At 61.7% G+C, this 12,705-nt stretch carries 11 protein-coding genes; 6 read left to right on the top strand and 5 right to left on the bottom strand.

What is annotated here, in order from left to right; genetic code table 11:
- Window positions 1-21 precede the first annotated feature (21 nt).
- On the top strand, window positions 22-918 hold the full coding sequence (locus ACJ8PN_RS14040) for a LysR substrate-binding domain-containing protein (protein ID WP_015379080.1): 897 nt from the start codon (window positions 22-24) through the stop codon (window positions 916-918).
- A gap of 8 nt (window positions 919-926) precedes the next feature.
- Here ACJ8PN_RS14040 and ACJ8PN_RS14035 read toward each other — a convergent pair whose 3' ends face one another.
- Together ACJ8PN_RS14035 and ACJ8PN_RS14030 are read right to left on the bottom strand one after the other, a co-directional pair.
- The gene (locus ACJ8PN_RS14035) at window positions 927-1,235 is read right to left on the bottom strand and encodes a putative quinol monooxygenase (protein ID WP_033644613.1); all 309 of its coding nucleotides are present in this window, start codon (window positions 1,233-1,235) and stop codon (window positions 927-929) included.
- 33 nt (window positions 1,236-1,268) lie between these two features.
- A complete protein-coding gene (locus tag ACJ8PN_RS14030) occupies window positions 1,269-1,850 on the bottom strand; it encodes an NAD(P)H-dependent oxidoreductase (protein WP_094143309.1) in 582 nt (193 codons plus the stop codon).
- Window positions 1,851-2,175: 325 nt separating this feature from the next.
- Here ACJ8PN_RS14030 and parC point away from each other — a divergent pair, with 325 nt between their 5' ends.
- The 3 genes from parC (at window position 2,176) to ftsP (ending at window position 6,978) form a co-directional block, all read left to right on the top strand.
- Window positions 2,176-4,449 (top strand): DNA topoisomerase IV subunit A, encoded by a 2,274-nt coding sequence (gene parC / locus ACJ8PN_RS14025; protein WP_171454782.1) that lies wholly within the window; start codon window positions 2,176-2,178, stop codon window positions 4,447-4,449.
- A gap of 246 nt (window positions 4,450-4,695) precedes the next feature.
- Window positions 4,696-5,430, top strand: coding sequence for a 1-acylglycerol-3-phosphate O-acyltransferase (locus tag ACJ8PN_RS14020; protein WP_004937266.1), 735 nt, complete (start codon window positions 4,696-4,698; stop codon window positions 5,428-5,430).
- Window positions 5,431-5,562: 132 nt separating this feature from the next.
- Window positions 5,563-6,978, top strand: coding sequence for a cell division protein FtsP (ftsP, locus tag ACJ8PN_RS14015; RefSeq protein WP_437189624.1), 1,416 nt, complete (start codon window positions 5,563-5,565; stop codon window positions 6,976-6,978).
- 17 nt (window positions 6,979-6,995) lie between these two features.
- Here ftsP and ACJ8PN_RS14010 read toward each other — a convergent pair whose 3' ends face one another.
- Window positions 6,996-7,907 (bottom strand): LysR family transcriptional regulator, encoded by a 912-nt coding sequence (locus tag ACJ8PN_RS14010; protein ID WP_437189625.1) that lies wholly within the window; start codon window positions 7,905-7,907, stop codon window positions 6,996-6,998.
- A gap of 137 nt (window positions 7,908-8,044) precedes the next feature.
- Here ACJ8PN_RS14010 and xapA point away from each other — a divergent pair, with 137 nt between their 5' ends.
- Together xapA and ACJ8PN_RS14000 are read left to right on the top strand one after the other, a co-directional pair.
- Window positions 8,045-8,866: a xanthosine phosphorylase gene (xapA, locus tag ACJ8PN_RS14005; RefSeq protein WP_004937273.1), complete on the top strand. Its 822-nt coding sequence runs from the start codon at window positions 8,045-8,047 to the stop codon at window positions 8,864-8,866.
- A gap of 80 nt (window positions 8,867-8,946) precedes the next feature.
- Window positions 8,947-10,194 (top strand): nucleoside permease, encoded by a 1,248-nt coding sequence (locus ACJ8PN_RS14000; RefSeq protein WP_351108249.1) that lies wholly within the window; start codon window positions 8,947-8,949, stop codon window positions 10,192-10,194.
- A 34-nt stretch (window positions 10,195-10,228) separates the two neighbouring features.
- Here ACJ8PN_RS14000 and ACJ8PN_RS13995 read toward each other — a convergent pair whose 3' ends face one another.
- Together ACJ8PN_RS13995 and ACJ8PN_RS13990 are read right to left on the bottom strand one after the other, a co-directional pair.
- On the bottom strand, window positions 10,229-11,161 hold the full coding sequence (locus ACJ8PN_RS13995; protein ID WP_351108252.1) for a PfkB family carbohydrate kinase: 933 nt from the start codon (window positions 11,159-11,161) through the stop codon (window positions 10,229-10,231).
- Window positions 11,158-12,555: a purine-cytosine permease family protein gene (locus ACJ8PN_RS13990; protein WP_004937281.1), complete on the bottom strand. Its 1,398-nt coding sequence runs from the start codon at window positions 12,553-12,555 to the stop codon at window positions 11,158-11,160. The genes ACJ8PN_RS13995 and ACJ8PN_RS13990 overlap by 4 nt, the downstream gene beginning before the upstream one ends.
- Window positions 12,556-12,705: the final 150 nt, after the last annotated feature.

Raw genomic sequence — 12,705 nt, 5'->3', positions numbered from 1 at the left:
CGATAACCTGGGCCGGAATGCATGAAGATCACGCTCGAAGAATTGCTGGCGTTCACCTCGGTGGTCGACAGCGGTTCTATCACCGCCGCCGCCGATCGGCTCGGCCAGACAACATCCGGCATCAGCCGCGCACTCAGCCGCCTGGAGAATAAGCTCGATACCACTCTGATGCGCCGCACGACGCGTCGTTTGGAGCTGACCGAAGAGGGGCTGAGCTTCCTGAACCATGCGCGTACGATCATCAGCTCGGTGGAAAATGCCGAAGAGCAAATGGCGGTGCGCCGGCAAATGCCCGCCGGGCGGCTGCGGATCAATGCGGCCGCACCTTTTATGGAGCACGTCATCGTGCCGCTGGTGGCGGGATTCAGGGAACGTTATCCGCAAATTTCGCTCGAGCTGAACACCGACAACCTGATTATCGATCTGCTGGAAAAACGCACGGATATCGCCATTCGCATCGGGGCGTTGCGTGATTCGACCATTCATGCGCGCGCGCTGGGAGCCAGCCGGCTGCGCATCCTCGCCAGCCCGGCTTATCTGCAGCAGCACGGCACGCCGCAGAGCGTGGAGGAGTTGCATCGGCATTGTCTGCTCGGTTTTACCCAGCCGGAGTCGCTGAACCAGTGGCCGTTGCGCTATCGCCAGGCGCCGCATTTCGCCATCACGCCGACGATCTCTGCGTCCAGCGGTGAAACGCTGCGGCAATTGGCGCTGCAGGGCGAGGGGATCGTACAGCTGGCAGACTTTATGACCCGGCGCGATCGGGAAGCGGGCAAGTTGGTGACGTTGCTGGAGCAGGAGACGCTGGACGTGCGCCAGCCGATTAATGCGGTGTATTACCGCAATACGCAATTGGCGGCGCGCATCACCTGTTTTCTTGACTACGTCAGCGCGCACATCGACGCGCAGACGTTATAAGGCGGAGCTTACAGGGCGTTTTCCAGGATGTAGATCTCGGTGTCCAGCACGCTGTCTTTGAGGGTGTCGCGGTGTTTGAGCATGTGCTCAATGGCCAGATGTTTTTCCAGATGCGCCATGCTTTCCCATTTCTCCAGCATGAACACCGAATCCGGCGACCGCTTCTGCCACGGCGCCTGGGTATTGCTATCGACCATCGGCGTGTATTCGCCGCAACCCTCTTCCGCCAGCACCAGCGGCACCAGCTTTTCAATGGCTTGCAGTACGGTGGCGCGGTGGCCGGGTTTCACTTTGATTTCTGCGATTACGGTGATCATGCTTACCTCGTTGATGAGTATGTTCTGCGTCAGTTAAGCAAAAATTTTCGCCAGATGCTCGCGATAACGTGCGATGTCCGCTTCGATATCCGGTTGTTTTATCACGTCATTGCAGATAAAGGTCGGCAGCGCTTCCATTCCCAGGAACTGGTTGGCCTTGTGGAAGTGCAGGTAAACGCCATCGACGCCGACGCCGTGGAAGAACTGATCGGGATCGGTGAAGGCCTCCAGCGGGGCGTTCCAGGTCAGGCTCAGCAGGTATTTTTTGCCCTGGATCAGGCCGCCTGAGCCATATTTTTTACCGGCGTCGGTGCGGGTGCGGCCGTCGCTGGCATACAGGCTGCCGTGACCGGCGGTGAACACTTCATCGATGTATTTTTTCAGGATCCAGGGCTCGCCCATCCACCAGCCCGGCATCTGGTAGATGACCGTGTCGGCCCACAGGTATTTCTTTACCTCGGCTTCAATGTCATAACCGTCGTCGACCACGGTGACCTGCACATCGTGCTGCAGATCGCGCAGGAAGCTTTCCGCCACGTCGCTCAGGGTTTGGTTGAGTTCGCCGTTGGAATGGCCGAATTGTTTTTTAGCGTTGATAATCAGGATATTGCTCATCTTTCTCGGCTCCCGTCAGAGTTAAGATATGGCATGCTTCCCGCCGAAAAGGCGGAAACCAGCTCGCTGGCGACGAGTGTAATCGTTAGTCAGGCAAGTAAAAATGCGATCCAGCGCACAACAGTGTTGACTGCCAGTCAATAAACGGGCCGCCAGACAGCGAAATTTTGCATAAACCGCATCGCGCAACCGGCCGCCGCCGGCGATCCTTGCGCCAACTGTGACAGCCACCCTGCAGATGGGTTACTATCGCGGGCAGAATCGACAAGCGATGCCTTTTGTCGTCCAAGGGATTGCCAAGCCACGGTCTGAGGATAATTGAGTAATGAGTGATCTGACTCATGACGGTGTAGAGCGTTTACCGCTGCACACATTCACTGAAAACGCCTATCTGAACTATTCCATGTACGTCATCATGGATCGGGCGTTGCCGTACATTGGCGACGGTTTGAAGCCGGTACAACGCCGCATCATCTACGCCATGTCTGAACTGGGGCTGACCAACAGCGCCAAATTCAAGAAGTCCGCCCGCACCGTGGGCGACGTGCTGGGTAAATATCACCCGCACGGCGACAGCGCGTGTTATGAAGCCATGGTGCTGATGGCGCAGCCGTTCTCGTATCGCTATCCGCTGGTGGACGGCCAGGGGAACTGGGGGGCGCCGGACGATCCCAAGTCGTTCGCGGCGATGCGTTATACCGAATCGCGCCTGTCCAAATACGCCGAGGTCTTGCTGGCCGAACTGGGCCAGGGCACGGTCGACTGGATCCCAAACTTTGACGGCACGCTGCAAGAGCCGAAGATGCTGCCGGCGCGTCTGCCGAACATCCTGCTGAACGGCACCACCGGCATCGCGGTCGGCATGGCGACCGACATTCCGCCGCACAACGTGCGCGAAGTCGCCGCTGCGGCGGTGGCGCTGCTCGACAAGCCGGGCGCCTCGCTCGATGACCTGCTCGAGTTCGTGCAGGGGCCGGACTTCCCGACCGAAGCCGAGATCATTACCCCGCGCGATGAAATTCGCAAAATTTACCAGAGCGGCCGCGGCTCGGTGCGCATGCGCGCCGTGTGGAAGAAAGAGGACGGCAGCGCGGTGATTACCGCCTTGCCGCATCAGGTCTCCGGCGCCAAGGTGCTGGAGCAGATCGCCAGCCAGATGCGCGCCAAGAAGCTGCCGATGGTCGAGGATCTGCGCGATGAATCCGACCACGAAAACCCGACGCGTCTGGTGATCGTGCCGCGCTCCAACCGCATCGATCTGGAGCAGGTGATGAATCACCTGTTCGCCACCACCGATCTGGAACGCAGCTACCGCATCAACATGAACATGATCGGTCTGGACAACCGCCCGCAGGTCAAAGGGCTGGTGGAGATCCTCACCGAATGGCTGGCCTATCGTCGCGATACGGTGCGCCGCCGCCTGAACTACCGCCTCGAGAAGGTGCTGAAGCGTTTGCATATCCTCGAAGGTTTGCTGGTGGCGTTCCTCAATATCGACGAGGTGATCCACATCATCCGCAGCGAGGATGAGCCAAAGCCGGTGCTGATGCAGCGTTTCGGCATCTCCGATACCCAGGCGGAAGCGATCCTCGAGCTGAAACTGCGTCACCTGGCCAAGCTGGAAGAGGTCAAGATCCGCGGTGAGCAGGACGAGCTGGCGAAAGAGCGCGATCAGCTGCAGGCGCTGCTGGCGTCCGAGCGCAAGCTGAATACGCTGATTAAGAAAGAGCTCCAGGCCGACGCGCAGACCTACGGCGACGATCGCCGTTCGCCGCTGACCGAGCGTGCGGAAGCCAAGGCGATGAGCGAGCACGACTTCGTGCCGTCCGAGCCGGTGACCATCGTGCTGTCGGAAATGGGCTGGGTGCGCAGCGCCAAGGGCCACGACATCGATCCGGCAGGGTTGAGCTACAAGGCCGGCGACAGCTTCCGCGGCGCGGCGCGCGGCAAGAGCAACCAGCCGGTGGTGTTCATCGACTCTACCGGGCGCAGCTATGCGCTCGATCCGATGACGCTGCCTTCGGCGCGCGGGCAGGGCGAGCCGTTGACCGGCAAGCTGACGCCGCCGCCGGGCGCCACCATTGAGCAGGTGCTGATGGCGGCCGACGATCAAAAACTGCTGATGGCGTCCGATGCCGGTTACGGTTTCGTTTGCACCTTCAACGATCTGGTGGCGCGCAACCGCGCCGGCAAGGTGATGATCACGCTGCCGGACAACGCCAGAGCGCTGCCGCCGATGGAAATTCACGGCGCAGACGATATGCTGCTGTCGATCACCGCCGCCGGGCGCATGCTGATGTTCCCGGTCGCCGATCTGCCGCAGCTGTCGAAGGGTAAGGGCAACAAGATCGTCTCCATTCCGGCGGCGCAGGCCGCCGCCGGTGAAGACAAGCTGGCCTGGCTGTTCGTGCTGCCGCCGCAGGCCTCCGTCACGCTGCACGTCGGCAAACGCAAGCTGACGCTGCGTCCGGAAGATCTGCAGAAGTTCCGCGCGGAGCGCGGCCGTAAGGGCACCCAACTGCCGCGCGGTCTGCAGCGCATCGATCGCGTGGAAGTGGATGCGCCGGTGCGGGCGTCGGGTGGCGACAGCGAAGAGTAAGCGTTGGCGCCGGCGTTAACGGGCGGTCGCAGCGAGCTGTGGCCGCCTTATTTATTTTTGCTGGCGTTTATTTTCCAAATAGTTAACATTTCTGCGCATAAAATTATTGTGCGTACTGCCGCCTGGCAGGAAAATAGCGAGAAATGCAGGCGACATCGGCGTGCTTACCGCCTGGCCGGCAAATAATGAGTAAAGGAATCTGCGCAGCGAAGTAAACTGCGTTGGCAGTGTGCTAATGAGGTTGTTATGTTATTGATTTTGCGTGCCGTTCTCGCCACTCTTTTCTGTATTCTAGTGTGTATTTTCGGTTCTGTTTATTGCTTGTTCAGCCCGCGCAACCCTCGCCATGTGGCGACCTTTGGCCATCTTTTCGGCCGCCTGTCGACGCTGTTCGGCATCAAGGTTGAAACCCGCGTGCCGGCCGATGCGGCCAACAATGGCAACTGCATCTATATCGCCAACCACCAAAATAACTACGACATGGTGACGGCCTCCAATATCGTGCAGCCGCGCACCGTGACCGTCGGTAAAAAAAGTCTGGTGTGGATCCCGTTTTTCGGCCCGCTGTATTGGTTGACCGGTAATCTGCTGATAGATCGTGATAATCGCGCCAAGGCGCACGGTACCATCGCCCAGGTGGCGGAGCAGTTCAAAAAGAAAGACATTTCGATCTGGATGTTCCCGGAAGGGACCCGCAGCCGCGGTCGTGGGCTGATGCCGTTTAAAACCGGCGCCTTCCACGCGGCCATCGCCGCCGGCGTGCCGATTGTGCCGATCTGCGTATCGACCACCAGCGGTAATATAAATCTTAATCGCTGGAATAACGGTCATGTGATCGTCGAGATGTTGGCGCCGGTGGATACCAGCAAATACGGCAAAGAAAACGTGCGCGAGCTGGCGGCCCATTGCCGCGAGCTGATGGAGGCGAAAATCGCCGAATTGGACGCCGAAGTCGCCCAGCGCAACGCCGCCAAAAAATAAGAGTCTACCGGCTTCAAAGAATAGGATTTTAATTGGCGTTCAGCGCCGTTAACGCCTGAACGCCTGCTAATCTTGATTGGCGGGCGTTTGGGTTTTGCACACGGTTTAGTTATTGCTTTTCATGGAGAAAATATGTCACTCAGTCGACGTCAGTTTTTACAGGCATCGGGCCTGGCGCTGTGCGCGGGCGCCGTGCCGCTGAGGGCTGAGGCGAGCGGAACGCAGACCCCGTTACCCATTCCCCCGCTGCTGGAGTCTCGCCGCGGTCAGCCGCTGTTCCTGACCTTGCAGCGCGCCCATTGGGCGTTTATGGATAACCGTAAAGCGGCGGTGTGGGGCATCAACGGCATGTACCTGGGGCCGACGGTGCGGGTTTACAGCGGTGACGACGTCAAACTGATCTACAGCAACCGCCTGCAGGAGCCGGTAGCGATGACCGTCAGCGGTCTGCAGGTGCCAGGCACGCTGATGGGCGGCGCGCCGCGCATGATGTCGCCTAACGTCGACTGGTCGCCGGTGCTGCCCATTCGTCAGGCGGCGGCCACCTGCTGGTACCACGCCAACACGCCGAACCGTATGGCGCCGCACGTTTACAACGGGCTGGCCGGGCTGTGGCTGGTGGAAGATGCCGTCAGCAAAGCGCTGCCGCTGCCCAACCACTACGGCGTCGACGATTTCCCGCTGATCATTCAGGACAAACGCTTCGATAACTTCGGCACACCGCAATACGATGCACCGTCGCAGGGCGGTTTCGTCGGCGATACGCTGTTGGTCAACGGCGTGCAAAACCCGTATGTCGACGTGTCGCGCGGCTGGGTGCGTCTGCGCCTGCTTAACGCCTCCAACGCGCGCCGCTATACCCTGCAGCTCAGCGACGGGCGGCCGTTCAACGTGATTGCCAGCGATCAGGGCTTCCTGCCTGCGCCGGTCGCGGTGCAGCAGCTGTCGTTGGCGCCTGGCGAACGCCGGGAAGTGCTGATCGACATGTCGAAGGGCGAGGAGGTGACCATCACCGCCGGTGAAGCGGCGGGCATCATGGATCGCCTGCGCGGCCTGTTCGAGCCGTCGAGCATTCTGGTGTCCACCCAGGTGCTGACGCTGCGCCCGACTGGCCTGTTGCCGCTGGTGACCGACAATCTGCCGATGCGCCTGCTGGCGGATCAGCTGTTGGACGGCAGCGCCAGCCGCACCCGCGATTTCCGCCTGGGCGACGGCGGCATCGGCATCAACGGCGCGATTTGGGACATGAACCGCATCGACGTACAGGCGCAGCAAGGCACCTGGGAACGCTGGAACATTCACGCGGATACGCCGCAGGCGTTCCATATTCAGGGCGTGCAGTTCCTGATCAAACGCGTCAACGGCGCGCAGCCGATGGCGGAAGATCGCGGCTGGAAGGACACCGTCTGGGTCGATGGCGACGTCGAGCTGCTGGTGTATTTCAACCAACCTACCTCCGAACACTTCCCGTTCCTGTATTACAGCCAGACGCTGGAGATGGCCGATCGCGGCACCGCCGGCCAGCTGATGGTGCAGCCGACGATGTAATCTGCGCTGTGGGCCGCTTACGGCGCCCGCAGCATTTCCAGGAAGGCCTGCACCACCGGCGTGACGCTGTCGGTGCGGTATACCGCGTACAGATCCGCCGGCGGCACCTGTTGCAGCGAGCAAAAGCGTACGCCGGGCCACGGGATGCGGCCGTAGCTGTCCGGCAGCAGCGTGATGCCGCAGCCTTCCTCCACCAGCGCCAGCAGGGTCTGCGGTTCGTTGACCTGATAAGCGACGTCCGGCAAAAATCCCTGCTGCAGACACAGATTGTGCAGATACAGCCCCAGGCTGGCCTCATGCGGCGGCAGCACGATGAAGCTGTCGTTCTGCAGCGCCGCCAGCGGGATGTTTTCCTGCTGCGCCAGCGGATGACCGAGCGGCAACACCACGGCGATGCTTTCGTGCGCCAGCCGTTGGCAGCTCAATCCCGGCAGCGTCTGCTGCTGCGCCTCTCGCCATACCCCGATATCGATATGCCGCTTTTGCAGCGCGGCGATTTGCTGGCTGGGCGTCAGCTCGTTCAACGACCAGGTGACGCCGGCGCTCCGCTCGCTGAACCGCCGCAGCGCCGCGATCAGGCCGCCCCAGGCCGAGGTGCCGACCATGCCGACCACCATGTGGCCGCCTTCGCCACGCCCCATCTGTTGTACCTGATGCAATGCGCTGTCGGCCTGATCCAGCAGCCGCTCGACGTTGCGCAGCAGCGTGCGGCCGGCTGGCGTCAGCGTCATGGAGCGGGTGGTGCGTTTGAACAGCACCACCCCGAGCTGACTCTCCAGCTCCTTGATGTGCTTGCTGAGCGGCGGCTGTGACATATTCAGCCGCCGCGCCGCCTGGGTGAAGTTCATCTCTTCCGCCACCACGCGGAAATAGTGCAGCAGGCGGAAGTTAATCCGGCCGGGATCGGGCAGGGCTTGGGGCGGGTTCATCCGGGGTATCGCCTCCTTGTGACGCAGCTCAACTTATAGGTAAATGGAATAAATCGGCCGCCAAGAATGTATTGGTCTCGGCCGCGCCTCGCTCTCTACTATGGGGCTTATTATCCCCCGCTGAAAGAGAGAATACGATGTTTAATCAAGAAGATGCTTTTACCTGCGCCGATGTCGTCCGCGCACGCCTGCCGGGTTTCCAGCCGAAAGCGGCCTTGATTCTCGGCTCCGGGCTTGGCGCCCTGGCGGAGGTGATGACCGAAACCGTCACCCTCGATTACGCGGAGCTGCCGGGCTTCCCGGTGAGCGGCGTCGCCGGCCACGCCGGGCAACTGGTCGCCGGCAAGCTGGAGGGCGTGCCGGTATTGTGCATGAAAGGGCGCGGTCATTTCTATGAAGGGCGTGGCATGCAGGTGATGACCACCGCAGTGCGCACCTTCAAACTGCTGGGCTGCGAATTCCTGCTGGCGACCAACGCCGCCGGTTCGCTGCGCCGTTCGGTGGCGCCGGGCAGCCTGGTGGCCATTACCGATCACATCAATTTCATGCCGGAGTCGCCGCTGGTCGGCGCCAACGACGATCGCTTCGGGCCGCGCTTCTTCAGCCTGGCGAACGCTTACGATCGCGATCTGCGCGCCCGGCTGGCGGCGGTGGCCGAAAGCGCGGGCATCCCGCTGGCGGAAGGGGTATTCGCCGCCTACACCGGGCCGAACTTCGAAACGCCGGCGGAGATCCGCATGATGCAGACCCTGGGCTGCGACGTGGTGGGCATGTCGATCGTGCCGGAGGTCCTGACGGCGCGGCACTGTGGCCTCAAGGTGCTGGTGGTGTCCGCGATGACCAACTACGCCGAAGGGCTGTCGGATACACCTCTTTCTCACGAACAAACGCTCAGCTGCGCGGCGCTGGCGGCGGACGATTTCATGCGCCTGATCCGCGAGCTGTTCAAAACGCTGTAACACCGCAAGCAAACCGGCGGTGGGCTGCAGGGGCCCGCCGCACCAATCATCGTTGAAAGCATAATAACAAGGTGATGGCGATGGCGATAAAAACACGATTGAAGGTAATGATTTTCCTGCAGTTCTTTATCTGGGGCGCCTGGCTGGTGACGCTGGGCTCCTACATGATCAACACGCTGCATTTCAGCGGCATGCAGGTGGGGATGGTTTACAGCGCCAAAGGCATCGCCGCGCTGATCATGCCGGGCCTGGCGGGCATCATCGCCGACCGTTGGATGAAGGCCAACTATCTGTATGCGCTTTGCCACCTGCTCGGGGCGCTGGCGCTGTACTGCGCAGCGCAGGTCGAGCAACCGATGCTGATGTTCTGGGTGATGCTGTTCAATGCCATGGTCTATATGCCGACCATCGCGCTCTCCAACGCCATTTCCTATTTTTGCCTCGAAAAGCACGGCTTTGACACGGTGAGGGACTTTCCGCCGGTGCGGGTGTACGGCACCGTGGGATTCATTCTGGCGATGTGGCTGGTCGGTTTCAGCCGTATCGAGCTCAGCAATCTGCAGCTGTATCTGGCTTCTGCGGCGTCGCTGCTGCTGTCCGCCTATTCGCTGACGCTGCCGCGCTGCCCGACCAACCGCGCGGCCGAGTCGAAGCGCTGGGTGAGCGTGCTGGGGCTGGATGCGCTGGTGTTGTTCCGCCAGCGGCGCATGGCGCTGTTTTTCATGTTCGCCATGTTGCTTGGGGCGGCGCTGCAGATAACCAATACCTTCGGCAACCCGTTCCTGCACGATCTGTCGCTCAATCCGCTGTATCAGGACAGCCTCAGCGTCCGGTATCCGGCGGTGCTGCTGTCGCTGTCGCAGATCTCTGAAGTGTTCTTTATCCTCACCATACCCTTCTTCCTGCGCCGTTACGGCATCAAGCAGGTGATGCTGATCAGCATGGCGGCCTGGACGCTGCGCTTTCTGTTCCTGGCGTACGGCACGCCGGTCGGCTTTGGTTTCGTGCTGCTGTTGCTGTCGATGATTGTCTACGGCTGTGCGTTCGACTTCTTTAATATCTCCGGCGCCATCTTCGTCGAGAAGGAGGCCGATCACCGCATCCGCGCCAGCGCGCAGGGGCTGTTCATGACCATGGTGAACGGTTTGGGCGCCTATCTGGGGGCGCTCGCCAGCGGTGAGGTGGTGGACTTCTTCAGCCATGACGGCGTGAAAGACTGGCAGAGCATCTGGCTGGTGTTTGCGCTGTATACGCTGGTGCTGGGGATTGTGTTCGCGTTGAGCTTCAACTATCGCCACCAGCCGCAGGAGAGCGCGGCTGCGCAGTGAGGCAGAGGGCGCGGCTTTGCTGCGCCCTGAAACGTCAGGCCTGCGGGAAGCGCTGTTGCAGCTGATGCCGGTCCGGCGGATTGGCGGCGCCGAGGCTGGCCACCACGCAAGCGGCGACCCGGTTGGCCAGATCGACCGCCTGCGGCAGTGGCCAGCCGGCGGACAGGCCCGCCAGCAAACCGGCGCAGTGGGCATCGCCCGCGCCGATGGTGTCAACGACCTCTACCGGATAGGCCGGAACGTGCAGCGGCGGCGTACGGCCGTCGCAGATCCATGCGCCGTCGCGATCCAGGCGGCAAATCAGCGTCAGATTACGGGCGGCGGCATAGCGCTGTGCGGCCTCCACGGCGTCGCCGGCGCCGCACAGCGTGGCCACTTCGTCGCGGTTAAGCGTCAGCAGGGTGTGGCTGTCGCTGAGCATGGCGAAGAAATCTTCGCTGAGCTGGGCGATGCGCGGGCCGGGATCGATCAGGCGAGGTTGGTCGAACGGCATGCGCGTCAGCCACTCGCGCAGCGCTTCGCCGTTTTCGCCGGCCAGCTCGTAGCCGCTGGCGTAGATCAGCGTGTGTTCCGTCAGCGGCAGGGTCGCCAGCTGCGCTTTATTCCATTGGCTTTCGCAACCGGAAACCGTGATAAAGGTGCGTTCGCCGTCCGGTTCCACCAGCGCTAGGCACCAGCCGTTGTCCATCTGGCCGTGGCGCAACAGCACCTCCAGCCCCAGTTCGCCCATGGCGGCTTCGATCGCCGCGCCCCATTCGCCGTTGCCGACAGGCATACCGTTGATCACCGGCACTTCAAGGCGCGTCAGCGCGCGCGCTACGTTGAACGCGCAGCCGCCGATTTGCCGCGCCTGCGGCTGGGCTTCGATATCTTCGCCGCTGGTCGGCAGGCGGGGCAGCGTCATCACCAGATCGCCGACCGCGCCCCCCATCACCAGGACAGGTGTTACAGCTTCCCACTCATTCATTGATGTTCTCTGCGTTGGGTCAGGTACAGACCGTAAGCGATCAGACTAACCGCAAACGACACAAACAGCCCCAGGCTGGAGTCGGCGAACAAGCCTTTGGCCAGCGGGCCGTCGATAAAACCGGTTTTGGTGACCAGCAGGCCGCACAGGGCGCCGAGGAACCAGCAGAACAGCGGGGCTTTGCGCACGCCGCGGTTCTGGCCATGCAGGCCGTACAAAGCGTTGCCATCATACCCGTGGCGGCGGCGCAGGCACAGGTAATCGAGCAGGAAAATCGCCTCCCAGGCCGCCAGGAACACCCCGCAGAACACCAGGAAGGAGATGAACGGCCCCATGAAATCGCCGGAGATGAACAGGACATACAGGGCGATGCCCAGCACCACCACGGCGTCGATCGATACCGCCAGCCACTGTTTGACCTGCACGCCGATGGTCAGCAGGTTAAGGCTGGCGGAATACAGGCTGAGCACCGCGATGGTGACGATGCCGGCGGTGGCGGCCAGCAGATAAGGGATGGCCATCCAGGCGGGCAGCACCGAGCCTATCAGCGCGATGGGGTTGGCGGCGCTGGCCAGATCGGGGAGCTGCACGGAAAGCAGAATACCGGCCAGCATCAGCAGCATTAGCGGCAAACAGGCACCGCCCATCACCGCGGCGAAAATGCCTTTGCTCGACGAGCTCGGGCTTTGATAGCGGCTGTAATCGGCGCCGGCGATTGCCCAGCTGATGCCGGTGCCGGCGGCGATCACCGATACCGCCGGCAGGAAACCGGTCAGCCAGCTGCCGGATGGCAGCGCCAGCACCTGGCTCCACTCGGTATTGAACAGGATATACAGCACCACGATCAGCGTCATGGTGCCAAAGATGCGGCTGAACCAGCTTTGCATCCAGACCACGGTATTTTGCCCCAGCAGGCTGACGACGACAGTGAGCCCGCCGAACAGCAGCAGGCTGAGCGCGGTCAGCAGGTGGCTGGTTCCCAGTCCGAAGGCCTCGAACAGCGCCGCCAGCGTCAGGGTGCCGGTGATCACGTTGACCGCTTCCCAGCCCATCAGGTTGATCCAACTGAACAGGGTGGGCGCCACGTTGCCCTTCAGCCCGAAAATCACCCGCGAGAGCGTCAGCGTAGAGGTGCGCCCACGCTTGCCGGCGAAGCTGGTGAGGCCGACCAGCACGAAGCTGGCGACGCCGACCAGCGCGGCGAGTACCGATTGCAGAAAGGATAAGCCGAAGCCGACGATGATGGCGCCGTACACCACGCCGAGAATACCGATATTGGCCGCAGACCAGATCCAAAACAGCTCGATGGGCTTACCGGTCTGTTCCGCGTCCGGCACCCGGTCGATACCGGTGCTTTCTACCTTCCATGCTTCATTGCGATTGATATCGGTCATAGCAAATGATCCCTGTTGCGCAGGGCCGCGAGGGCCGCCGCAGTTGACTGAAAATCGATTCCGTTGGCGCGGTTGAGGCCGGCTATCCCGTTATCGGTGAGGACGCCGATTCCGCGCAGTGTGTAGCGGCTGATGCCGCCGGGTCTGTCA

This window comes from Serratia sp. CY76391 (assembly GCF_052166695.1).
GTDB lineage: Bacteria > Pseudomonadota > Gammaproteobacteria > Enterobacterales > Enterobacteriaceae > Serratia > Serratia nematodiphila.
The sequence above is the reverse complement of the archived record's forward strand: the minus strand, read 5'-3'. Positions and strand labels throughout refer to the sequence as shown.